Raw genomic sequence first — 22699 nt, forward strand, 5'->3', positions numbered from 1 at the left:
GGTGATCCTTACGCCGGGACCGCTGCTGCCCCGGCACAGTGCCTCTCTGGCCGGCCGGGTCCTACGGCGGGGCGGTGGCGGTGGGACTCAGCCGTCGGCCGGCGGCCCGGGTTCGGTAGCGGCGTACCGGGCGGCGAAGGTGCGGACGGCCTCGTCGACCACCTGGGCGACGCGTTCTTCGCTCACCTGCCAGTCCGGCACGAGGAGTGTCGGCCAGAAGACGTAGTTGGAGATCATGCCCAGGAACTGGGTGGCTGCGAGGTCCGCGTCTTCGACCTGCACCGTTCCCGCCTGGTGCTCGGCCAGCAGGTAGTCGCGTACGGACTCGTAGTAGGGCATTTTCCCGTGCGAGAACTGCGCATTGGCGAGTTCGGGGAATCGCGGCAGTTCGGCGATGACGATGCGGAACAGGTCGGTCATCCGGGCGCGGCCCAACAGTTCGGCGTAGCGGTGACCGATGGTGCTGAGCCCGGCAACGATGTTGCCTGCCGTCGGCGGATCCTCTTCCTCAGCGGTTGACCAGGACTCGGTGACCATGGCGTCGAACAGGGCGGCCTTGCTCGGAAACTGCTTGAACAAGGTGGCCCGCGAAACGCCCGAGCGCTCTGCGATCCGCGCCAGCGACGTCCGGTCGTAGCCCAACTCCAGGAACAGTGCGGTCGCGGCCGTCAAGATCAGCGCGCGCTTCTCTTGGGCGATGCGCTGGTGATACGTCGTCACTTCCGTGCTCATGGCCCGAGCATACGAGGTGAGTGGCTTGACTCGCCTTCGTTGTCGATCTAGGGTCGGGCAGTGGTGAGTCGATCAGCTCACCACTGGTCGCCGTCCATCACTGATGACCCGGCCGGTCACCTACGTACCGAAGGAACAACCGATGCCCCGCTTCGACAACCAGACCGTGCTCGTGACCGGTGGGACCGGCGGCCAGGGATCGAGCCACGTACGCGCCTTTCACGCGGAGGGAGCAAACGTGGTGATCGGCGGCATCGACGCCGACCGCGGCGCCGCTCTCGCCGACGAGCTCGGGACCCGCGCTCTCTTCACCCACCTCAACGTCACCGACGAGAGTTCGTGGTCCGCCGCTGTGCTGGCCGCCGAGAGCGCCTTCGGCTCCCTGAACGTGCTCGTCAACAACGCGGGCGTGCAGAACCCGCCTGCAACGATCGAAAACACGGACCGGGCCACCTGGTCCCGCCTCCTCGACATCAACCTCACCGGGACCTTCCTCGGCATCAAGGCCGCAGCCCCCGCTCTGCGCCGCGCAACAGGGGGAGCCATCGTCAACATCGCCTCGACAATGGCCCTGGCCGGCACGGCCTACTATGCGCCGTACATAGCGAGCAAGTGGGCCGTGCGGGGCCTCACCCAAACGGCTGCACTCGAGTTCGGCCGCGACCACATCCGCGTGAACACCATCCACCCCGGCGTGATCGCGACCCCCTTCATCCATGAACCGGCAGCCGGTGCCACCGCGGCAATCGCCGACTTCTACTCACCCGAGCCGTTCGCCATCCCCCGACTCGGGGAGCCGACCGACGTCACCCGGCTTCTCCTGTTCCTCACGTCAGCAGACGCGTCGTTCATCACGGGGTCGGAGTACGTCATCGACGGTGGACTCCTCCTCGGACCCGCCCTTAAGGCCGAGGCCGCATGAACAGTCCGGACACGACCGGATGGCACGACTCCGCATGGGACGCGTCTCTGGCGCACCTGCCCGATCACATCCGGCGAGCCATCGAGATCACCCCCGCCGCAGGCACCAGCGAACGGATCATCGACATCACGACACTGGGGCGGCGCACCGGCCGGCCGCGCCGTATCGAGATCTTCTTCTACCGGGCTGCGGGCACCACTTACCTGTGTAGCGGCGCCGGGGGTGGCGCGACCGACTGGCATGCGAACCTTCTCGCCAATCCCGCCTTCACCTTCCACCTCAAGAACGGGATCCGTGCAGACCTGCCTGCACGGGCCACGCCGGTCACAGCCCCGGATGAACGCCAGGCCGTGCTGGCGGAGATCGTCGCGGATCTCAATCAGCCCCACGACCCCGGCACCATCCGGCCGACTCGGCTCGAAGACTGGGCCGACAGCCGGCTGATGCGTATCAGCTTCCCCCGTCGGCAGTGACCGCGGACTCCTCGATGGCTGACCTGCTCCCCGGGTCCGGGGTGTAGCTGCGGCGCGGCGGCCCCGGGATGGATGCCGAGGAGGGAAACGCCGGCCGGTCGGCATCTCCGCCTGCGGCAGCCCCGTGACGGCCGGCGTCTCCTGCACCGCTGCGCGGCGGCTCTGCCGCCCGAACTCGCGGGCCGCCGCCTCCGCCGGTCCTGTTGGTCCGGTACCTGCCGCTGTGCCCGTACCGGTTGGCCTGTAGCCCGGCCGGGTAGTCGGCCGGGCCGCGGCCGCCGCCGACCGCGGGGGTTGAGACCGGGCTGAGGGGTGCGGAAATTGATCGAGCTGGTCCTGGCATTCGGCGTGGTGCTGTTCGCGGCGGTGCTGGTGTCGGGGATCGCGAACCGGACCGTGCTGTCCACCGCCGTGCTGTTCCTGGTCGCCGGCTTCGTGCTGGGCGACGGCGTCCTCGGGCTGGTGGCGCTGTCCGGCGGCACCGAGTGGGTGCGGGTGCTGGCCGAGGGCGCGCTGTTCGCGGTGCTGTTCACGGACGGGATGCGGCTGGACGCCAAGGACCTGCTCGCGCACTGGCGGCTGCCCGCCCGCGCGCTGGGCATCGGGATGCCGGCCACGTTCGCCATCATCGTGCTGCTGGCCCGCTACCTGGTGGGCCTGGACTGGCCCGAGGCGCTGCTGATCGCCGCCGTGCTCTCGCCCACCGACCCGGTCTTCGCCGCCGCACTCGTGTCCCGCGAACGAGTGCCCTACCGGGTCCGCCACCTGCTCAACGTCGAATCCGGCCTGAACGACGGGCTGGCGCTGCCGGTGGTGGTCGTGCTGCTGGCGCTGGCCGCCGACCAACCGCCGCACCCGGCGCTGCTGGCGGGCGAGCTGGCGCTGGGCGTTGCAGTCGGGGTCGGCGTCGCCCTGGCCGGGATCGCACTGGAGCGCCTGCCGGGCTTGACCGCGACCACCCGCTACGAACCCCTCGGCGCGTTCGCCATCGGGCTCACGGTCCTCGGCCTGTGCCAGCTCGTGCACGCCAACATGTTCCTGGGCGCGTTCACCGCGGGGGTGGCGATCTCGACGGCCTCCCCGGAGATGCACGCGGCGTTCGACCGGTTCGGCGAATCGATCGCCGAGCTGCTCAAGCTCGCGGCGCTGCTCGCGTTCGGCGCGCTGATGTCGCCGCAGTTCCTCGCCGGGATCCCGCTCGCCGGGTGGGTGTTCGCGGTCCTCGTGCTGGTGCTGGCCCGCCCGGTCTCCCTGCTCGCCGCGTTGGCGGGTTCGGGGCTCGGTGGGCGCGAGAAGCTGGCGGTCGCCTGGTTCGGCCCCAAGGGGTTCGCCTCGGTCGTTTACGGCCTGCTGGTGCTGAAGTCCGACCTCGCGCGCAGTGACGAGCTGTTCCACCTGGTGGCGCTGGCCATCGTGATCTCGATCCTCGCGCACTCTTCGACCGACATACTCGTCGCCGGCCGCTTTCCGCGGCGCGAGGGGCGCGGACCGCTCGACTCGGCGGATGCGCCCGGGCAGGACGGCCCGCCGGGCGCGCCGGAGACCGGCGGTTCCGCGCCGCCGAGCGGGACGGACCGGGGCTGACCGCGACTGACCGCCGTGCCGCGGCGCCGCCGTGCACGGCAGGGGCGGCAGGGAAGGCGGAAACGGCTCCGCCGCCGGTACCGCCGGGAGCGCCGAACCGGTCCTGCGCGGCGACACCGGCACCGCCGGGTCCGGACCTGCTCGGGGGAGACCCGGTGCCCGGTTTCCCTCCGGCGGGGGAGGCACCTGAAGGGAGAGCGCGCGAAACTTGCGGCCATGATCTCCGACGACGCACCGGTACCCGCGCCGCGTCCGGCGGCCGCAACACCCGAGGTACGCGGGCGGCGGGCCCGCTCCCTGCCCCGATGGGCAATCGGCGCCGCGGGGTGGACACTGCTCTACGTCGCCTCCAAGATCTCCTACGCGCTCGACGGCCGCCTGGGCGTGACCGGCGGCCCGCGAGTGGCCGACGCCGACTACGCCGCCTACGGCTCGGGCGAGGTCGCCGCGGCCCAATGGGCCAACGCCGGTGTGGGAGCGGCCGTCGTGCTGCTGTTCGCGCTGTGCGCTCTGCCGGCCGCGCGCCGGCTGCCCCGCTGGCTGCCGGCGGTGGGGGTGGGCGCTGTGGCGTTGATGGCGGTCGCGGGTGCGGTGGGCATGCTGGGCCGTGCCGTGTTCACGGACGCGGGTGGGGCGTTGTTCGGTTCGTACTGCCTGGTGTGGGCGTTACTGGCGGTCGCCGTGCTGCGGGGGCTCCTGGGCCGCTGACTCGCTACCGGCGCGCGTGCCGGCCGCCGGACGGCCGACCGCCCCTGACCGCGCCGCCCCGCCGTCCGGCAATAGGGCACTCCCGCCGCGGTGACCCGGTCGGGTCCGCGGCGCAGGGGCACGGCAGAATCGTCGGCGTGCACGATTGGGACAGCAGGGACGATAAGGACAATAAGGGTGGAACCGTTGCCGGTGTCGCCGGTGCCGCCCGGACCGCGGAGCTGGTCCTGCGCGGCGACATCGGCGCCGCCGCAGCGGTCGAGGGGGCGCTGGAGGCGATCGATCAGCTGGACGCCGGGGTCAACGCCTTCGCCGAGGTCTGGCCGGAGTGGGCGCGCGAGCAGGCCGCCCGGGTCGGTGCCGCGCTGGCGCGCGGTGACGACCTGCCCTTGGCCGGGGTGCCGATCGGGGTCAAGCGGAGCGAGGGCATCGGGTCGGTGCAGGCGCAGCGGCTGATGGCCGCGGGTGCGGTCCCGGTGGGTGCGACCGCGGTGCCCGGGACCGGCACCCCCTGGAAGACCTGGGGCACCACCGGCCGCGGGGCGACCGCCAACCCGTGGCGGCCCGGCGCGAGCCCCGGCGGGTCGTCGGCGGGCTCGGGTGCGGCCGTGGCCGCGGGCATGGTGCCGCTGGCCACGGCCAGCGACGGAGCGGGCTCCACCCGCATCCCCGCGGCCTGGTGCGGCGCGGTCGGCTACAAGCCCACGACCGGCCTGCTTCCCGCCCGTGACGATGCCGGGCTCACCGTCGGCGGGCCCATCGCCCGCCGCGTGGCCGACATCGCGCTGTACCGCAGCGCCGTGCTCGCGTCAGGGGCGCCGCCCACTCCCGGGCCCGGCGGCGGACCGGACGGCGCGGCGCTACGCGTGGCTTGGTCGGCGGACCTCGGCTTCAACCGGGTGCACCCGCAGGTGGAGGAGGCCGCATACGTTGCGCTGCGGGAATGGGCGGGCAAGGCGGCGCTCGACGTCCGCGGGGCCGGGCTCGACCTCGCCGACCCGGCTGCGCAGTGGCACGCCGCGCGCACCGGCGAGCCGGGGGAGCACCCGCCCGGTACCGCTGCGGACGGCCGCCGCAACGCCGCCCGCCTGGCGGAGCTGTTCACCTCGTGCGACCTGCTGGCCACGCCCGCCACCCCCAACCCGCCGCACGGCCCCAACGGCCCGGGCGAAACGATGAGCGTGGGGCTGACCTGGCTGTTCAACATCACCGGGCATCCCGCGATCAGCCTGCCGGCCGGGTTCCTGCCGGACGGGAGCCCGGTGGGCCTCCAGCTCGTCGCCGCCCACCACGCCGACGAGTCGCTGATCCGCGCCGCCGCCGACTACGAACGTGCCCGCCCCTGGCCGCTCGTCGCCCCACCCGGCGGCCGGTGACCGGACCCGGGCGGTGCCGTTCGCCACTCCGCGCCTGCTCGCGCTGTCCGGGACCAGCAGCGGGTTGGACGCCGACCGCGGCGTGCCGGTTCGGGGCCGCGGAATCGGGGGCGGTTCGGGTGCGCGGGATTCCGGCGGGGGTGGTGCGCGGCGGCCGTTGTGCAGCGCGGGAGGCAGGCGGTGTTGGCCGCGGCAGTGGCGGCCGCCGTTGGGAGACGTGTGGGGGTGCGCCCGCGGTGCGCTTCCGCCCACACTGGCCCGCGGGCCGCTGGTAAGACCCGGCAGGTTGGTGCACCGGCTACCCACCGCTTCAGCCGGGAAAACCGACATTCGGGACGGGAACCGGGCGAGGTCGGCGGTGATCGTGAAGCAATGCCGGTCTCAGGTTGAAATTCGGCATTTCTGCATGGTCATCGGTGCGCCGGGTAGCCGCCGCCTGCAGCAGGGGGCCGGTGACCGCCCGCCCCGGCCGCCGCCGCTTTGCACGTCCGGACCACCCGTCGGCCGACCGCGGGCAAGACCGCCCAATGGGCCCGGGGCCAACCGGATCACAAACGAACCAGCAAACCAGCACACTAGCGCCGGTATCCGGGCAGGACCCGCGAAATCAGCCAGGCCGCGGCGCCGCTCACTGCGCCGACCAGCAGCCCGGTGGCCATGCTGCTGGCAAACGCCGCGGCGCGCAGCAGTCCGCTTTCCGCGGCCGGGGGCAGCGCGCCGGCGAGGTTGCCGCCCAGAGCGGGCGGGTCGCCCGCGAACCCCTGCACCCACAGCACCTGGTGGGCCGCACCGAGCAGCACGCCGTAGACGGCGCCCACCGCGAGCAGCGCCACCAGCGGGTTGGGTGTCCTGGCCAGCAGCACGACGGAGATCCACACGGCCACGGGCAGGAAAACCAGCACCGAGTTCATCGCCGGTCCCACCAGGTCCAGGTCGTGTGCCACCACGCGCGGTACCCCCAGGGCGGCCAGCCCGGCAATCGCCCACCAGGGCAGCCCGAACCTCCGCCGTCCGCCCGCTGCGCCGCCTATTCCGTCGACCACTGTGCCGCCCCGCCCTTTCGGTGCCGTACCGGGCCCGGCCCGCCGCCGCGCACGCAGCGCGTCGGCAGGCGCGGGCTTTCGCGCTTGCGGGGGAGACGCTACGGCGGTGACTGGCGCCGGGGCGTCCGCCGCAGCGCCGCACCCGGACTGCATCGTGCGATGTAGGGCGGCCGGCGCGGCTGCTTCCCGGGGAGGACAGCGGGGCGGCGGGCGGCAACCGCCCCGCTGCGTTGGGACCCGGCGGTGCGGCCGGTCAGGGGCCCTGCACGACCGGGTTGGACAGGTCGCCGACACCGGGGATGCGGCAGCCCGCCACATCGCCGGGCCGGATGTGCACGGCTCCGGGCGTGCCCGTGGAGATCAGGTCGCCCGGGAACAGCGGCATGACCCGGCTGTGGAACCCGACCAGGAACGCCGGCGAGTAGCGCATGTGCGAGACCGTATTGACCCGGTGGTCGGCGCCGTTGACCATGGTCGCCACGCTCAGTTCGCCGATGGAGCCCACACCCTGCAGCGCCTCCGACAGCGGCACGATGGCCGGGCCGAAGGAGAAGAACCCGGGGAAGTTCTTGCTGCGGGTGAGGAAGCGCGGGTTGCGGGCCAGGATGTCCTCGGCGGTCTGGTCCAGGATGGTGCACACGCCCCACACGTGGTCGAGCGCGTCCTCGTCGGCGGCGCCGCGGCATTCGCGGCCGATGACCAGGCCCAGTTCGGCCTCTGCGGTGACCCGCTCGCTCTGGGTGGGCAGCGGGATGGGCTCGCCCGGGCCGATGATGGTGTGGTCGCCCTTCATGAACGAGGCCGGTTCCTCGGGAACCGACTCGGTCAGGTCCGAGGCGTGCTCGACATAGTTCAGGCCGATGCCCCAGATCTTGCGCGGGCGGGTGTAGGGCGCCGCGAAGGAGGCGCCCTCCACCGGGGCGAACGCCGAGTCGGGGGCCGAGCGGACGGCGGCGGCGAAGTCGCGCTCGGCGACCTGCTCGATCACCTCCAGCGCGGTGGCGGGTGCGCCGGGGAGCACATCGGCCGCCGCGGCCATGCCGCGCTGCTCGTCGACGACGACCGCGGCCGGTCCGTCGGCGCTGTGTGCTGTGGCGAGGTACATGTATCTCCCTTGGGTCGGGCGGGCCCGCAAGCGCGGACCGGTGGAGGGGGCAAGGGGCGTCGGGATCGGCGGGCCGGCCGCGGCCACGCGGCAGCGGGCGGCCCGCCGGGCCGGTGCGGCCGGGTCAGGGCAGCGAAGGCACCATGCCGCCGTCGACGAGCATGCTCTGCCCGGTGACGTAGCCGGCGCGCTCGTCGGCGAGGAAACCCACCATCGCGGCGAGTTCGTCGGGGCTGCCGTAACGGCCCGCCGGGATGGCGGCCTCGGAGGTGCGGCGGACCTCCTCGGCGGTGGTGCCCTGCTTGGCGGCCTTGCGCTCGTCCAGGGTGCGCACCCGGTCGGTGTCGATGCGCCCGGGCGAGACCATGTTGACGGTGATCCCCTCGGGTGCGAGGTCGACGGCCAGCGACTTCACCAGGCCGGTCAGGGCCGGGCGGAAGACGTTGGACAGCACGAGCCCGCCGATGGGCTTGCGCACGCTGGAGGACCCCAGGATGACGATGCGGCCGAATTCGCCTTCGCGCATGGCCCCCACGGCCGCCTGGATGGCGGTCACCGCGCTGCGCAGCGTCAGCGCGTAGGCGGTGTCCCAGTCGGCCATGCTGACATCGGCGAAGTCGCCGGGCGGCGGGCCGCCGGCGTTGACGATCAGCGTGTCCAACCGGCCGTAGCGCTCGATGGCGCCGCTGACCAGGCGTTCGACATCCTCGGTCGCGGACACGTCGGCGAGTTCGCCGGTCACCGCGTCGGCCCCGGCCACCTCGCCGAGTTCGGCCACCGCCTCGTCCAGCCGCTCGCGGCCGCGCCCGCAGATGGTGACCCGGTATCCGCTGCGCAGCAGTTCGGCCGCGCAGGCCTGGCCCAGCCCGCGGGTCCCGGCCATGACGACCGCCGACCGGCGCGGGGTGCTCTCCTGTGCCATCGTGCTCCTCTCGATGAATGCGTGTCGGTGCCCGGAACCACCCGGGTCAGGCTGCCGCAGTGGTGGCCGCGGAACCGGGGACGGTATAGCGCTCCAGCGCCTCGGGGTCGAACCCGAAGCCCAGGCCCGGTGTCTGCGGCAGCACGAGTTCGCCGCCGCGCACCTGCAGTTGGGTGTCGACCAGCTTGCGGAAGTTGAGCACCCGGTCATTGGGGAAGTACTCGACGAAGGTGCAGTTGGGTGTGGCGGCCACCAGGTGGGCGTGCAGGTCGTGGAACCAGTGCGGCGCGACCGGCACGCCGTGGCTCGCTGCGGTCGCCGCGATCCGGCGGAACTCGGTGATCCCGCCGCAGACCGCGGCGTCGGTCTGCAGGATGGCGGCGGCCTCCTTCTCCAGCAGCTCCCTGTGCCGCCAGCGCCCGGCCTCGATTTCGCCGGTGGCCACCTGCACCGGGGTGGCGCGCGCCAGCCTGGCGTGGTTGTCGATGTCGTCGGGGCTGAAGGGCTCCTCGATCCAGTACGGGTCGTAGGGCGCCAGCCGGTCCATGGTGCGCAGCGCACTCGGCAGGTCGGGCCAGGCGTTGTTGGCGTCGAGCATGAGCAGCACGTCCTCGCCGACCGCAGCGCGCGCCGCCGCAACGCGGGCCTCCTCGTCGCGCGGGGAGAGCCGGCCGATCTTCATCTTGACCGCGCTGAAGCCCTCCGCGACGTAGCCGGCCAGTTCGGCGCCCAGGTCGTCGGGGGTTTTGCCGTCGACGTAGTAGCCGCCGCTGGCGTAGGCGGGCACGGTCCCACTGCGGTAGCCGCCGAGCAGCTTGTGCAGCGGAAGGCCGAGTGCGCGGGCGTTGCGGTCCCACAGCGCGATGTCCAGGGCGCTGATGGCCCGCATGACCGAACCGGTGCGCCCGTGCAGCAGCGCCTCCTGGTACATGTCCTGCCAGATCCGCTCCACCAGGAACGGGTCGCGGCCCAGCACGACCTGGGCGAGCAGTTCGCTCACCGCCGTGCGCACCACTTCGCCGCCGCTGCTGCCCGCGTAGCAGAACCCGTGCCCGCTGACACCGTCGTCGCCGGTGACCGTGACGATCACGTAGTCCCGCGCGGTGACGCTGCGGGTGGCGAACGACGTCGCCTGCTCCAGCGGCACCCGCGCCACGCGCGCCTCAACGGTTGCGACCGCGGCGGTTGCCCGGCCGCTCGGTATCTCGTCCGACATCTGCGCTCACCTTCGTATCCCCTGGAAGCAGGTTGTTGCGGGCGCCCGCCGGCGTACCGGCGTCCCGAAACCCCTGCATATGGAATTTGGTATTCCAAATGCCCTTGTTGCTGTCCGAGACGCAATGTACCGTGCGTCACATGGACGCGCTAGCCCCCATGCGTGCTCACGGGCCGCTGAAGAACTCGCGGATGAGCGAGACCGCCTACGAGGCGATCGAAGGCGCCATCGTGCGCTGCGAACTGCCACCGGGAACCCCGCTGGTGGACCGCCAGCTCTCCGAGGCGCTCGGCGTCAGCCGGACGCCGATCCGCGACGCCATGCAGAGCCTTGAGGCCGCCGGCCTCGCCGTGCGCGTGCGGGGGCGCTACTCCGTCGCCGGATTCGACGTCGAAGACGTCCGCGAGCTGTACCAGGTGCGCAGGCTCCTGGAACCCGCCGGGCTGGAGCACCTGGCACTCAACTGGGACGAAGACGTTGTCGACGAGCTCGCCGGGTTCTTCGACGAGGCGCCGCGGCCGGGACCGCCGGGGCCCTACGAGGAGTACCTCGCGCGAGACCACGCTTTCCACAAACGCATCGTTTCGCTGACCGGCAACTCGCGGCTGCGGCGCTTCTACGCGGTCAACGAGAAGCACATCAACCGCATCCGCCACTTCCTGGCCCCCGGGTACGAGGGCCGGATGAACGAGGTCGTCAGCGAGCACGCAGACGTCTGCGCGGCAATCGGAAGAAAGGACCTGGCCGCGGCCCGCGCCGCGCTCACCGGCCATTTGCGGGCCGGCGAGGCAAACATGATCAAGTTCCTCGCGCAGCAGCAGGAGCAGCAGGAGCCGACCGAGGGCTGACCCCTCCGCGGCCGGGGCCGCACCCCGGACCCCGCTTACTCCGCTGCGCGCGCCGCCTTTCGGCACGATTCCTCGGCAGAGGTATGCCAAATTCCAAGGAGGAGATCTGGCGTGCCCAAAATTCCCAAACCGTTCAATTCGAACAATCCGTCCAAACCACCCAATCCGCTTGCGCCGCCCGCGATCGACCGCAGGAGGTTCCTGGGTGTCGGCGGTACCGGCCTGGGCCTGGCCGCCGCCGCGGCGAGCAGCGGACTGCTGGCCGGCTGCGGCGCGACCAGCGGCGGCGCCGGCGCCGCCAAGAAGTACCCGCAGCGCCCCATCCAGGTGATCATCGCCTACGCGGCGGGAGGCGGCACCGACGTGGGCGCCCGCATCCTGCAGCCGTTCCTGGAAAAGGAACTGGGCGGCGCCGAGCTGCAGATCGTCAACCGGCCCGGCGGCGGCGGTTGGGCGGGCTGGAACGAGATCGTCCAGGCCGACCCCAACGCCTACACCATCGGGTTCGTCAACTCGCCCAACTTCATGACCGGCTACCTCGACCCGAGGCTGGGGCGCGAGGAGGTCGGCCCGGACTCCTTCACTTTCATCGCCAACCAGGTGACCGACTACGGCGCCGTCGCCGTCCACCCCGACGACAAGCGGTTCAGCGACATCGGCGGGCTCATGTCCCACGCCGAGAAGAACGACCTCATCGTCACCTCGACCGGCGTGGGCAGCGACGACCACTTCGCCTCGCTGCGGCTCAGAGACAGGTACAAGACGCGGTTCAGCGTGCTGCACAACGAGGGCTCCTCGGACGGCATCGCCGACCTGCTGGGACGCAACGCCGATGTCGTCTTCGCCAACGTCGGCGAACTGACCTCCCACCACCGGGCCGGCGAGGTCAAGGTCGTCGCGGTGATGAAGGACAGCAAGGAGCGCTCGCAGTACCTGCCCGACGTGCCGACCCTGGCCGAGGCCGGATTCTCCGGAGTGGAGTCCTGGTCGTCGCGGGGCATCGCCGCACCGGCCGGGCTCGACCCGGCGCTGGTGGACCGGCTCAGCGCCGCGTGCCGGAAGGCGATCAACGACCCCGCCCACATCAAGGAGCTCGGCAAGCAGGGCCTTGAGGTCGATTACCGCGCACCCGAGGACTACCGCGCGATGATCGACGAAGACGACAAGATCACGCGCCGCATCGGCGAGAAGTACATCTGGGGCGACGCGGCGCTCTGAGCGGCGCCCCGCCTCCGCAGCCCTGCCCCCGCACACCCGCACATCCGCAAGCTGCGCATCTCCACCTTGCACAACCGCACCCTGCACACCTGCAATCCGCACACCTGAAGCCGCAACCCGCGGCCCGCACAGCCGGCCGGCGGCAGCCGCCCCGGACCTTGCGCAGCAGGCGGCGCGGCACAATCCGCCGCGCCCGCCACCGCTTCCACCTTCGACGTGCACACGACCGGCGGCCCGTGGCGCCCGTACCACGCCGCCGTCTTCCGGCCCGCAGCCGCGGGGCCGGTTTGAGGAGCAGAGAACCCATGTCCACCCCATCGCCGACGCGAGCGCGCCCCGCACGCGCGCTCACGCCAGACATGATCCTGGGTCTGGTGCTGGCGGCCGTCGCCGTCGGTTTCCTGGCCTACACCCTCGAACTATCCGCGGGGGCGGCCGCCTGGCCGCGCGTCGTCCTCGTGCTGCTGCTGATCCTGGGCATCGCCATCACCGTGCGCGCCGCCCGGGCGCGGACGGCGGCCGCCTCGGCGGCCGAAGGCGCGGACCGCACCGGCACCGAAACCGCAGCCGCCGACTCCGCCGGCTCCGGCGGGGGAGTGGCCGCGCCCGCCGCGCCGCCCGCCGACGAGGCGGAGTCCGCGGACGGAGCCGACGCAGCCGAGCCCGCCGAGTGGAGCGCCCGCCTACTGCGGCGCCCGGCCCTGACCCTGGGCATCGTCGTGGTCTACGTGGCACTGCTGGAGATCATCGGCTTCCTGCCCGCCACGGCCCTGTATCTGCTGGGGCACCTGTGGTTCGGCGGTGTGCGCGACTGGCGGATCCTCGCCGGGGTGGTGGTCGGCGTGGTGGCGTTCATCCAGCTGCTGTTCGTCCACCAGCTCAGCGTCCCGCTGCCGACCGGTCTGCTGTTCGAGTAGGGGGCTGGAATGGATTCCGCACTTTTCGCAGAGGCGCTGGGCAACCTGTTCGCGCCGCACGTGCTGCTCGCCATCCTCGCCGGCGTCGTCGGCGGCATCGTCATCGGCGCGCTGCCCGGCCTGAGCGGGACGATGGGCATCGCCCTGCTGGTCCCGGTCACCTTCGGCATGGATCCGGTCGCCGGTATCTCGATGCTGATCGCCATCTACGCCGCCGCGACCTACGGCGGTTCGATCTCGGCCATCCTCATCAACACGCCGGGCACGCCCGCAGGCGCGGCCACCGCCCTGGACGGCTACCAGCTCACCCTGCAGGGCAAGGGCGCCAAGGCGCTCGGGGTGTCGGCGCTGGCCTCCATGGTAGGCGGCCTGGTCAGCGCGTGCGCGCTGCTGCTGCTCGCGCCGCCGCTCGCCGAAGTGTCGCTGGCGTTCTCGGCACCCGAGTACTTCCTCATTGCCCTGTTCGGACTGCTGATCATCGGCAGCCTCTCGTCCGAATCCCTGCTCAAGGGCTTTGCCGCCGGTGTGCTGGGGCTGCTGGCCGCGACCGTGGGCATCGACATCCTCACCGGCTACCCGCGCTTCACCTTCGGCACGACCGCCCTGCAATCGGGCATCGAGCTGGTCCCCGCGCTCATCGGCCTGTTCTCGCTCTCCCAGGTGCTGGTGCTGGCCGAGGGCCGCGGCAAAGCGCTCACCGGGATGGCCGAAGGGCTGCGCGGACGGGCGATGCCCACGCTCGCCGAGATCAAGCGCATCGGCACCACCCTGCTGCGCTCCTCGGGGATCGGCGTGTTCGTCGGCATCCTGCCCGGCGCCGGCGGCGACATCGGCTCCTGGGTCGGCTACAACGAGGCCAAGCGGTTCGCCCGCGGCGCCGAGAAGGAGGAGTTCGGCAAGGGCTCGCTCAAGGGCGTCGCCGCGGCCGAATGCGCCAACAACGCCGTCACCGGCGGCGCCATGATCCCGCTGCTGACCCTGGGCATCCCCGGCGGTTCGGCCACCGCGGTGATCATGGGCGGGCTGCTCATCCACGGCATGCAGCCCGGCGGCGCGCTGTTCACCGAATCCGGCGGCATCACCTACGCCATCATCCTCGGTTTCCTGCTGGCCAACATCCTCATGGGCATCATCGCGATCCTCGGGGCGCGCTTTTTCGTGAAGGCGACCCGGGTCCCCATGCGGGTGCTGGTGCCCGTCATCGTCGCGCTGTGCGTCGTGGGCAGCTTCGCGGTCAACAACAGCATGGCCGACGTGTGGGTGATGCTGGTCGCCGGCGGCGTGGGCTACCTGCTGCGCAAGGTCGGGGTACCGCCCGCGCCGGTGGTGCTGGGGCTCATCCTCGGCGCCATTGCGGAGAAGGGCGTGCGCCAGTCGGCGGTCATGGCCCAGGGCGACATGCTCGGCTACTACCTGTCCCGGCCGCTGTCGGTCGTGCTCATGGCGCTGATCCTGCTGTCGCTGCTGGCGCCGGTCCTGGCCCGGCGGCTGCGGCGGCGCATCCCCGAGCGTGAGGAAGTGGACGCGTGAGGTCGGTCCCGCTCAACCGCATCCGGCGCAGCCTGCCCGCCGCGGCGCTGGCCGACCCCGGCGACCGGGCCCGCGAACAGGTGGGGGCGCTGCTGGATGGCAGCGGCGTCCCCGCCGGGGCGCGGGTGGCGTTCACCGCCGGCAGCCGCGGCATCGGCGGCATCACCGAGGTGCTGCGCGGCGCCGTGCAGGCCGCCGCCGACCGCGGCTGCCGGCCGCTGCTGTTCTCCACGATGGGCAGCCACGGCGGCGGCACCGCCGAAGGCCAGCGCGACGTGCTCACCAGCCTCGGCATCACCGAGGAGGCGGTGGGCGCGCCCGTGTCGTGCTCGGCTGAGGTGGTGCAGCTGGGCGAGACCGGCGACCCGCTGCCCGGGCTGCCCGTGCACTTCGCAGCGGAGGCGGCCGCGGCCGACGCCATCATCGCCGTCAACCGGGTCAAACCGCACACGTCTTTCCACGGGCCCCACGAAAGCGGCCTGTTGAAAATGCTGTCGGTGGGCGCGGGGCGGGCCTCCGGCGCGGCCATGGTGCACCGGCTCGGCTGGGCGCGGATGGTCGAGGCGATCGGCGCGATCAGCTCCGCGGTCCTGCAGCGGGCGCCGGTCATCGGCGGCCTGGCCCTGGTTCAGGACCCCTACGAAGGGCTCGCCGCCGTCGAAGGCCTGCCCGCCGACGGCATCGCCGCGGGCGAGGCCCGCCTGCTGGAAACCGCTCGCGAACTGCTGCCGCGGCTGCCCGTCGACGACCTCGACGCGCTCGTGGTACGCGAGATGGGCAAGGCCTACAGCGGCTGCGGCATGGACACCAACGTCATCGGCCGCCTGCGGTTGGAAGGCATGGCCGAGCCCGCGCGGCCGCACATCCGCTGCCTTGCGGTGCTCGACCTGGCCGCGGACTCCCACGGCAACGCCACCGGCGTGGGCCTGGCCGACTTCACCACCGAACGCCTCGCAGGCGCAATCGACCGCCAATCCACCTACCTCAACTGCCTGACCAGCGGCGGCCCGCAGCGCGCGGCCGTGCCGATGACCTACCCCGACGACGCCGCGGTGCTGGAGGCGATGGGCACCATGCTCCGCCCCGAGCGCGAAGCCGACGTCCGCCTGGCCGTCATCGACAACACGCTCGCCCTGGACCGGATGTGGGTCTCCGACCCGGTACTGGCCGAGGCGGCCGCAACCGAGGAGATCGAAGTGGAGGAGCGCATCGAGCGGCCGCGCTTCGACGGAGCCGGCCGGCTGCTGCCGTGAGCCGCCCGGGAGGCCGGACGGCCGTCCGCCGGGGCTGCCGGACGGCCGGCCTCCCGGGCTCCCGGACAGCCGGAACGGCGCACATCCCATCAGCGCATCAGCACACCACCACACCACCACACGAAAGCGGGGACATCACATGCCAGTCGACAACGGGTCGGCAGCAGGCGTCGAGCCCGGCGGGCTGCGCGAACTCGTGGCGGCGATCTTCACCGCCGCGGACCTGAGCGAGTCCGACGCCGCGGCGATCGCCGACCACCTGGTCGAGGCCGACCTGCGGGGCGTGGACTCCCACGGCGTCAGCCGTACCGCGATCTACGTCCACCGCCTGCGCCTGGGCCTGGTGGCCACCCGGCCCGAAAGCCGCATACTCACCGAGACACCGGCCAGCGCCCTGCTGGACGCCGGCAACGGCCCCGGCATCGTCGCCGCCGACCGCGCCATGCGCACCGCATCGGCCAAGGCCGCCGAAACGGGCGTAGGCATGGTCAGCGTCCGCAACTCCAACCACTGCGGCATGCTCGCGCACTACACCGGCCAGGCCGCGCGCGAAGGCCTCGTCGCGCTGGCCACCACCAGCGCACCGGCGGCCATGGCCCCCTGGGGCGCCAAAGCCCCCTACTTCGGCACCAACCCCATCTCCTATGCGGTGCCCACCCCCGGTGGCCGGCCCGACATCGTCTTCGACATGGCCACCAGCCACGTCGCCAAAGGCAAAATCATCCTGGCCGGCAAGAACGGGCAGCAGATCCCGCTGGGCTGGGCGCAGGACGCCCAAGGCCGGCCCACCACCGACCCCGCGACCGCGCTCGAAGGCACCGTGCTGCCGCTGGGCGGCGCGAAAGGCTCCGGCCTGGCACTGCTCGTGGAAGTGCTCTCCGCCCTGCTGTCGGGCGCCAACCACGGCCCGCACATCCCCCCGCTCTACGACAACGACGAAACACCCCAGGGGCTGGGCCACTTCTTCCTGGCCATGAGCCCGAAGGTGTTCCTGCCCGAAGCGGAGTTCACCGACCGGGTCGGGCGCCTGGCCGCGGAAATGGCGGCGCTGCCCGCCGCAGAAGGCTTCGAGCGCGTGTACCTGCCCGGCGAGCCCGAATCCGAACGCGCGGCACACCGCCGGGCCAACGGCATCCCGCTGTCGGCGCAGGTGCGGGCGGAACTGCGTGCCACGGCCGGCGAACTGGGCGTTGACAGTGCGCTGACCGCGGTGCTGGACGGCGGGAGCGCCCCCGGCGGTGCGCCCCAGGAAGCGAAGGAGACCCCGCGATGACCGCACCCGGCACCACCGGCACGGAGCAGGCGGAGAACGCGGCCATGGAACGGCTGCGCCGAGACCTCGCCCGCCGCGAGCGGGTGCTGGTGGCCTACTCCGGCGGCGCCGACTCCGCGCTGCTCGCCTACACCGCCCACCAGCAGCTGGGTGCCGGCGCGCTCGCCGTCACCGCCGTCTCACCGAGCCTGGCCGCCGCCGAACGCCGCTCCGCCGCCGCTTTCGCCGCCGAACACGGCATCGCCCACCTGCAGGTGTGCACCGACGAGGCCGACCGCCCCGACTACATCGCCAACGGCGGCGACCGCTGCTTCCACTGCAAGTCGGCGCTGTTCGACGCGCTCGCCCCGCTGACCGTGCAGCTGCCCGGCGCGGCCGTGGCCATCGGCACCAACCTCGACGACCTCGGTGACCACCGGCCCGGCCAGCGGGCCGCCGCCGAACGCGGCGCCATCACACCGCTCGCCGACGCCGGGTTCACCAAGGCCATGGTGCGCAAGGCCGGCGAACGGCTGGGGCTGCGCACCGCCGAGAAACCCGCCGCCCCCTGCCTGGCCTCCCGCGTTGCCTACGGCGACCCGGTCACCCCCGAGAAGCTGGCGCGCATCGAGGCCGCCGAAGAGGCGGTGCGCTCGCTCGGCTTCCCCATCGCGCGGGTGCGCGCGCACGCGGACGGCACGGTCGCCCGCATCGAGGTGCCCGACGACCGCACCGAACACGCCGCAGCGCTGCGCCGCGAACTCGAATCGGCCGTGCTGGCCTGCGGGTTCACCTTCTGCGCACTCGACCTCGGCGGATTCTCCGGCGGCCGGCTCAACGCGCTGCTGCCGGTGGTCGAGACCACCGCACCGGCACCGGGCGGTGCCCGGTGAACGGCGCCAACGGGCGGGCCGCCGGCCCCGCGGACAGGGCAGGGTTCACCGACCTCGGCTTCGCCCGGGTCGACACCGCCCGCGAACAGCGCCAAGGCGTCGCCGAGTGCGTCTACGCCCCCGGCAAAACACCCGCCGAGACCACCGCGATCGTGGGCGAGCTGCTCGCCACCGCCGCCGGCCCCGTGCTGGTGACCCGCGCCGACGCCGCGACCGCCGCGGAGGTCACCGCCGCCCACCCCGGCGGCGCCTACGATGCCCAAGCGCGGCTGGTGACCTGGCGCCCGGCGCAGCCCCGCGGGTTCTCCGTGGCGGTGCTCTCGGCCGGAACCGCCGACGGCCCGGTCGCCGCCGAAGCGGCCGCGGTCGCCGGCGCGGTGGGCCTGGGCACCGCCCTGTACCGCGACGTGGGCGTGGCCGGGCTGCACCGGCTGCTGGACTGCGTCGGCGAGGCCCAGCACCACCGGGCCTTCATCGTGGTCGCCGGCATGGAGGGCGCCCTGGCCAGCGTCGTCGGCGGGCTGGTGGCCCAACCCGTCATCGCGGTGCCCACCTCCACCGGCTACGGCGCCGGCCTGGAGGGCGTCACCGCACTGCTGGCGATGCTCAGCTCGTGCGCGGCCGGGCTCACCGTCGTCAACATCGACTCCGGGTTCGGTGCCGCGATGGCGGCCCACCGCATCGCCGCAGCAGCCGAAAGGGGCCCGGCGTGATCCTGTGGCTGCACCCCTTCGCCGGGCTCTCCGGGGACATGCTGTTGGGCGCCCTGCTGGACCTGGGCGCACCGCGCGACGGGGTCGCCGCCGCGGTGGAGGCCACCGGGCTCGGCGGCTGGCGGCTGGAGGCGCACAGCGTCTGCAAGCAGGGCATCACCGCCACCAGGGCGCAGGTGGTGGTCGAGGACACCGCGCACGCCCGGCCAGCCCGGGTGCTGCTCGACCACGCCCGGCGCGCCCGCCCCGAACCGGTCGCCGCCGTGGCCACCGCCGCGATCGAGGCGATCGCCCGCGTGGAGGCGCGGCTGCACGGCGCCGACCCCGCCGAGGTGCACCTGCACGAGATCGGCGGGCTGGACACCGTGGTCGATACCGTCGGTACCGCCGCCGCGCTGCACCTGCTCGGCGTCGAACAGGTGGTCTCCGCGCCGCCGGTGCTGGGCCGGGCCACCGTCGCCACCGCGCACGGCCGCCTGCCGGCACCGGCGCCCGCCGCGCTCGCGCTGCTGGAAGGAGTGCCCGTCGTCGGCGCGGACATCCCCGCCGAAACGGTCACCCCCACCGGCGCCGCGCTGCTGGCCGCCGCGCAGACCTCCTACCTTCCGCCGCCGCCCATGGTGGTGCGCGCCACCGGATACGGCGCGGGCGGCCGCGACTTCGCCGACCGGCCCAATGTCCTGCAGGCCACCCTCGGCGAGCCCGCCGCACCAGCCGCCTCCGCCGAGCAGGCCGGCTCCGCGCTGCAGGCGGGCGGCGGCGAACCCCACGTGGTGCTGGAGACCAATGTCGACGACGTGACCGGCGAGGTGTTGGGCCACACCGTCGAGGCGGCGCTGCAGGCCGGAGCGGCCGACGCGTGGGTGGCACCCATCGTGATGAAGAAGGGCCGCCCGGCCCACACCGTGCACGTGCTGTGCCGCCCCGAGCAGGCGCCCGGGCTGGAGGAGCTGCTGCTGCGCGAGACCGGCAGCCTGGGCCTGCGCCGCACCCCGGTCGCCCGCACCGCGCTGCCGCGCAGAACGGGCGAGGTCGCAGTCGGCGGCCACCGCATCCGCCTCAAGAGCGGGCCCTGGCACACCAAACCCGAATACGACGACGCCGCCGCGGCCGCGCGGGCGCTGGGCCTGCCGCTGCGCAGCGTCATCGAACGCGCGGAGCAGGAGGCCGCTCAAGCGGAACGCACCGGCGCAGTGCCGGACGGCGCGGCCGGAGAAACCACGGAAGGGGACGACTAATGGGATCGCCACGGCGCAGCGAGGAGTTCTTCGCCGAAGAGGGGGTCGCGGGGTTCACGCACCGGGCCATGACCAAGGCGACCGGACTGGACGACGAAAGCATCCGGCGCCCGCTCATCGGCATCTGCAACACCTTCAGCGACCTGAACAACTGCCACAGCAACTTCCGCACCCTGTGCGAATCGGTCAAACAGGGGGTCTGGCAGGCCGGCGGTACCCCGGTGGAGTTCCCGACCATCTCGCTGGGCGAGATGTTCCTTGCACCGACGTCCATGCTGCACCGCAACCTCGCCGCCATGGACACCGAGGAGATGCTGCGCGCCCAGCCGCTGGACGCCGCGGTGCTGCTGGTCGGCTGCGACAAGACCACCCCCGCCGCCCTGATGGGCGCGATCTCGGCCGATGTGCCGGTCATCGCGCTCAGCGGCGGCCCCCAACTCAACGGGTACTTCCGCGGCGAGACGCTGGGCGCCTGCACCGACTGCCGCCGGCTCACCGCCGAGTACCGCGCCGGCGGGATCGACGACGACACCTACCGGCAGCTGGAGGACGGCATCGTGCGCGGCCCCGGCCACTGCATGGTGATGGGCACCGCCTCGACCATGAACTCGCTGACCGAGGCGCTGGGCCTGGCGCTTCCCGGCAACGCGAGCATCCCGGCCGTGGACGCCCGCCGCCTCCAGCACGCCCAGGCCGCAGGGCGGCGCGCCACCGCGCTGGCAGCCGAGGACCTGCGGCCCTCCAAGATCCTCACCCGCGCCTCCTTCGAGAACGCGCTGACCCTGCTCGCCGCGCTCGGCGGCAGCACCAACGCCGTCGTCCACCTGCCCGCGATCGCCGGGCGGGCCGGGATCGAACTTCCGCTGGAAATGTTCGACGAGATCAGCCGGCGCACACCCATCCTGGCCGACCTCAAGCCGACCGGCCGCTACCAGATGCAGGAGCTGCACAACGCCGGCGGCATCCCCGCGCTGCTGCACAACCTGCTGCCGCTGCTGCACGGCGGCGAACTGACGGTCACCGGGCACACCCTCGCCGAGAACGTCGCCGACGCCAAGGGAGAGGAAAGCGGCGTCATCCGCCCGCTCGCCGAACCGCTGAAACCCGAAGGCGGCATCGCCGTGCTGCGCGGCAACCTCGCCCCCGACGGGGCGGTCCTCAAACACGGCGCGGCATCCCCCGAGCTGCTGCGCCACCGCGGACGCGCCGTCGTCTTCGAGGACGCCGAAGACCTCAAGGCGCGCATCGACACCCCGGAACTGGAGGTCGACGCCTCCAGCGTCCTGGTGCTGCGCAACGTCGGACCAGTCGGGGGACCGGGCATGCCCGAGGTGGGCAACCTGCCCATCCCCAAACGGCTGCTGCGCGAAGGCGTCCGCGACATGGTGCGCATCAGCGACGGGCGGATGAGCGGCACCGCGTTCGGCACCGCCGTGCTGCACGCCGCCCCCGAAAGCGCAGTGGGCGGGCCACTGGCGCTGGTGCGCGACGGCGACGAGATCGAGCTGGACATCGGCACCCGCAGCCTGACCCTGCACGTGCCGGACACCGAGCTGGAACGCCGCCGGGCCGAATGGAGCCCCCGGCCCCCGCACTACAGCCGCGGCTACGGGCGGATCTTCCTGGACAACGTCGGCCAGGCGCCCGAAGGCTGCGACTTCGGTGTCCTGCGCGGCCGCGACCCGGTCCAGGGCTACCACCAGCCCAAGTTCTAGATCCTGCCACGGCACCCTGCAGCAAAAGCCCTGCAGCAAAGACACGCGACCACACCGACCACCGGAGGAGACCCTTGCCGATCACCAACCAGGAGCGCGGCGTGTTCACGATCGCGCCGACCCCCTTCCACGACGACGGCGCCATCGACCACCCGTCACTGGACCGGCTCACCGACTTCTACCAGGAGGCGGGCGTCACCGGCATCACCGTGCTGGGGCAACTGGGCGAGGCGCCCAAACTGGAGCACGCCGAGGCGGTCGGCGTGGCCTCGCGCGTGATCGACCGGGCCGCGGTCCCGGTGGTCGCCGGGGTCTCCGCCCCCGGGTTCGCCGCGATGCGCGCCCTGGCCCGCGACGTCATGGACGCCGGCGCGGCCGGCGTGATGATCGCGCCGCCCAACACGCTGCGCACCGACGACCAGATCACCGCCTACTACCGCAACGCCGCCCGGGCGATCGGACCCGACGTCCCCTTCGTCATCCAGGACTACCCGCTGACGTTCTCCGTGGTGATGGCGCCGCAGGTCATCCGCACCATCGCGGAGGAGAACCCGAACTGCGCCATGCTCAAGCACGAGGACTGGCCCGGCCTGGCCAAGATCTCCACGCTGCGCGGCTACGAGGCCGAAGGCTCGATGCGGCGGCTGTCCATCCTGTGCGGAAACGGCGGCCTGTTCCTGGACTTCGAACCGGAACGGGGCGCCGACGGCGCAATGACCGGCTACTGCTTCCCCGACATGCTGGTGGAACTGGTGGAGCTGGCCGCCCGCGGCGAGCGCGAAGCCGCACACGACCTGTTCGACGCCCACCTGCCGCTGCTGCGCTACGAGCAGCAGCCCGGCGCCGGCCTGGCGGTGCGCAAGTACGTCTTCATGCGCCGCGGCATCATCGCAGGCGAGGCGCAGCGGCAGCCGTCCGCCCCGCTGTCGCCGACGGCCCGCGCCGAGGTCGACTACCTGCTGGAGCGCCTGGCGAGGAAGGACGAGCGGGCGAAGCCGGCCGCACCGGCCGCACAACAGCGGTAACGCAAAGCGGCGCACC

The 22699-nt window shown here is 72.8% G+C and carries 21 protein-coding genes; 16 read left to right on the plus strand and 5 right to left on the minus strand.

Annotated features, from left to right (window positions below):
• Window positions 1-87: 87 nt before the first annotated feature.
• Window positions 88-732, minus strand: coding sequence for a TetR/AcrR family transcriptional regulator (locus ACYVD5_RS27480; RefSeq protein ID WP_461004067.1), 645 nt, complete (start codon window positions 730-732; stop codon window positions 88-90).
• Between the two features lie 142 nt (window positions 733-874).
• Between ACYVD5_RS27480 and ACYVD5_RS27485 the strand changes: the two genes are divergently transcribed.
• The 5 genes from ACYVD5_RS27485 to ACYVD5_RS27505 all read left to right on the plus strand — a co-directional run bounded on the left by ACYVD5_RS27485 (window position 875) and on the right by ACYVD5_RS27505 (window position 5795).
• Window positions 875-1654 carry an SDR family oxidoreductase gene (locus tag ACYVD5_RS27485; RefSeq protein WP_461004068.1) on the plus strand — a complete coding sequence of 260 codons (780 nt, stop codon included), beginning with the start codon at window positions 875-877 and terminating at the stop codon, window positions 1652-1654.
• A complete protein-coding gene (locus ACYVD5_RS27490; RefSeq protein WP_461004069.1) occupies window positions 1651-2127 on the plus strand; it encodes a nitroreductase/quinone reductase family protein in 477 nt (158 codons plus the stop codon). The genes ACYVD5_RS27485 and ACYVD5_RS27490 overlap by 4 nt, the downstream gene beginning before the upstream one ends.
• Window positions 2128-2448: 321 nt before the next feature.
• The gene (locus ACYVD5_RS27495) at window positions 2449-3711 is read left to right on the plus strand and encodes a cation:proton antiporter (RefSeq protein ID WP_461004070.1); all 1263 of its coding nucleotides are present in this window, start codon (window positions 2449-2451) and stop codon (window positions 3709-3711) included.
• Between the two features lie 216 nt (window positions 3712-3927).
• Entirely contained in the window at window positions 3928-4419 is a 492-nt protein-coding gene (locus ACYVD5_RS27500) for a hypothetical protein (RefSeq protein ID WP_461004071.1), read from the plus strand.
• A gap of 137 nt (window positions 4420-4556) precedes the next feature.
• Window positions 4557-5795 (plus strand): amidase family protein, encoded by a 1239-nt coding sequence (locus ACYVD5_RS27505; RefSeq protein ID WP_461004072.1) that lies wholly within the window; start codon window positions 4557-4559, stop codon window positions 5793-5795.
• A gap of 575 nt (window positions 5796-6370) precedes the next feature.
• On the opposite strand, the gene ACYVD5_RS27510 is transcribed toward ACYVD5_RS27505, so the two are convergent.
• From ACYVD5_RS27510 to ACYVD5_RS27525, 4 genes are all read right to left on the minus strand, one after another.
• Window positions 6371-6838 (minus strand): hypothetical protein, encoded by a 468-nt coding sequence (locus ACYVD5_RS27510; protein WP_461004073.1) that lies wholly within the window; start codon window positions 6836-6838, stop codon window positions 6371-6373.
• A 253-nt stretch (window positions 6839-7091) separates the two neighbouring features.
• Window positions 7092-7943, minus strand: coding sequence for a fumarylacetoacetate hydrolase family protein (locus tag ACYVD5_RS27515; protein WP_461004074.1), 852 nt, complete (start codon window positions 7941-7943; stop codon window positions 7092-7094).
• A gap of 124 nt (window positions 7944-8067) precedes the next feature.
• Entirely contained in the window at window positions 8068-8865 is a 798-nt protein-coding gene (locus tag ACYVD5_RS27520; RefSeq protein ID WP_461004075.1) for an SDR family oxidoreductase, read from the minus strand.
• A gap of 46 nt (window positions 8866-8911) precedes the next feature.
• On the minus strand, window positions 8912-10081 hold the full coding sequence (locus ACYVD5_RS27525) for a mandelate racemase/muconate lactonizing enzyme family protein (RefSeq protein ID WP_461004076.1): 1170 nt from the start codon (window positions 10079-10081) through the stop codon (window positions 8912-8914).
• Between the two features lie 140 nt (window positions 10082-10221).
• On the opposite strand from ACYVD5_RS27525, the gene ACYVD5_RS27530 reads away from it, so the two are divergent.
• The 11 genes from ACYVD5_RS27530 (at window position 10222) to ACYVD5_RS27580 (ending at window position 22683) form a co-directional block, all read left to right on the plus strand.
• Entirely contained in the window at window positions 10222-10929 is a 708-nt protein-coding gene (locus ACYVD5_RS27530) for a GntR family transcriptional regulator (protein ID WP_461004077.1), read from the plus strand.
• 111 nt (window positions 10930-11040) lie between these two features.
• Window positions 11041-12147 carry a tripartite tricarboxylate transporter substrate binding protein gene (locus tag ACYVD5_RS27535; protein WP_461004078.1) on the plus strand — a complete coding sequence of 369 codons (1107 nt, stop codon included), beginning with the start codon at window positions 11041-11043 and terminating at the stop codon, window positions 12145-12147.
• A gap of 305 nt (window positions 12148-12452) precedes the next feature.
• Window positions 12453-13064 carry a tripartite tricarboxylate transporter TctB family protein gene (locus tag ACYVD5_RS27540; RefSeq protein WP_461004079.1) on the plus strand — a complete coding sequence of 204 codons (612 nt, stop codon included), beginning with the start codon at window positions 12453-12455 and terminating at the stop codon, window positions 13062-13064.
• A 9-nt stretch (window positions 13065-13073) separates the two neighbouring features.
• A complete protein-coding gene (locus tag ACYVD5_RS27545; RefSeq protein ID WP_461004080.1) occupies window positions 13074-14594 on the plus strand; it encodes a tripartite tricarboxylate transporter permease in 1521 nt (506 codons plus the stop codon).
• On the plus strand, window positions 14591-15847 hold the full coding sequence (locus tag ACYVD5_RS27550; RefSeq protein ID WP_461004081.1) for a nickel pincer cofactor-dependent isomerase, group 22: 1257 nt from the start codon (window positions 14591-14593) through the stop codon (window positions 15845-15847). The genes ACYVD5_RS27545 and ACYVD5_RS27550 overlap by 4 nt, the downstream gene beginning before the upstream one ends.
• Window positions 15848-15986: 139 nt before the next feature.
• Entirely contained in the window at window positions 15987-17120 is a 1134-nt protein-coding gene (locus ACYVD5_RS27555) for an Ldh family oxidoreductase (protein WP_461004082.1), read from the plus strand.
• Window positions 17117-17992, plus strand: coding sequence for an ATP-dependent sacrificial sulfur transferase LarE (gene larE / locus ACYVD5_RS27560; RefSeq protein ID WP_461004083.1), 876 nt, complete (start codon window positions 17117-17119; stop codon window positions 17990-17992). The genes ACYVD5_RS27555 and larE overlap by 4 nt, the downstream gene beginning before the upstream one ends.
• Window positions 17989-18705, plus strand: coding sequence for a nickel pincer cofactor biosynthesis protein LarB (gene larB, locus ACYVD5_RS27565; protein WP_461004084.1), 717 nt, complete (start codon window positions 17989-17991; stop codon window positions 18703-18705). Before larE ends, larB begins: the two co-directional genes overlap by 4 nt.
• Window positions 18702-19943, plus strand: a complete 1242-nt coding sequence (larC, locus tag ACYVD5_RS27570) for a nickel pincer cofactor biosynthesis protein LarC (protein ID WP_461004085.1) — start codon at window positions 18702-18704, stop codon at window positions 19941-19943. The genes larB and larC overlap by 4 nt, the downstream gene beginning before the upstream one ends.
• On the plus strand, window positions 19943-21658 hold the full coding sequence (locus tag ACYVD5_RS27575; protein WP_461004086.1) for an IlvD/Edd family dehydratase: 1716 nt from the start codon (window positions 19943-19945) through the stop codon (window positions 21656-21658). Before larC ends, ACYVD5_RS27575 begins: the two co-directional genes overlap by 1 nt.
• 74 nt (window positions 21659-21732) lie before the next feature.
• A complete protein-coding gene (locus ACYVD5_RS27580) occupies window positions 21733-22683 on the plus strand; it encodes a dihydrodipicolinate synthase family protein (RefSeq protein ID WP_461004087.1) in 951 nt (316 codons plus the stop codon).
• Window positions 22684-22699 lie beyond the last annotated feature (16 nt).

It is taken from the genome of Streptomonospora sediminis, assembly GCF_054778995.1.

Excerpts from the sequence above, each read along its gene's own strand:
- ACYVD5_RS27555 (WP_461004082.1), top strand. The coding sequence starts at position 15,987 with ATGCCAGTCGACAACGGGTCGGCAGCAGGCGTCGAGCCCGGCGGGCTG.
- ACYVD5_RS27520 (WP_461004075.1), bottom strand. The coding sequence starts at position 8,865 with ATGGCACAGGAGAGCACCCCGCGCCGGTCGGCGGTCGTCATGGCCGGG.
- ACYVD5_RS27500 (WP_461004071.1), top strand. The coding sequence starts at position 3,928 with ATGATCTCCGACGACGCACCGGTACCCGCGCCGCGTCCGGCGGCCGCA.
- ACYVD5_RS27545 (WP_461004080.1), top strand. The coding sequence starts at position 13,074 with ATGGATTCCGCACTTTTCGCAGAGGCGCTGGGCAACCTGTTCGCGCCG.
- ACYVD5_RS27525 (WP_461004076.1), bottom strand. The coding sequence starts at position 10,081 with ATGTCGGACGAGATACCGAGCGGCCGGGCAACCGCCGCGGTCGCAACC.
- ACYVD5_RS27485 (WP_461004068.1), top strand. The coding sequence starts at position 875 with ATGCCCCGCTTCGACAACCAGACCGTGCTCGTGACCGGTGGGACCGGC.
- larE (WP_461004083.1), top strand. The coding sequence starts at position 17,117 with ATGACCGCACCCGGCACCACCGGCACGGAGCAGGCGGAGAACGCGGCC.
- ACYVD5_RS27515 (WP_461004074.1), bottom strand. The coding sequence starts at position 7,943 with ATGTACCTCGCCACAGCACACAGCGCCGACGGACCGGCCGCGGTCGTC.
- ACYVD5_RS27575 (WP_461004086.1), top strand. The coding sequence starts at position 19,943 with ATGGGATCGCCACGGCGCAGCGAGGAGTTCTTCGCCGAAGAGGGGGTC.
- ACYVD5_RS27480 (WP_461004067.1), bottom strand. The coding sequence starts at position 732 with ATGAGCACGGAAGTGACGACGTATCACCAGCGCATCGCCCAAGAGAAG.
- ACYVD5_RS27490 (WP_461004069.1), top strand. The coding sequence starts at position 1,651 with ATGAACAGTCCGGACACGACCGGATGGCACGACTCCGCATGGGACGCG.
- ACYVD5_RS27530 (WP_461004077.1), top strand. The coding sequence starts at position 10,222 with ATGGACGCGCTAGCCCCCATGCGTGCTCACGGGCCGCTGAAGAACTCG.
- ACYVD5_RS27540 (WP_461004079.1), top strand. The coding sequence starts at position 12,453 with ATGTCCACCCCATCGCCGACGCGAGCGCGCCCCGCACGCGCGCTCACG.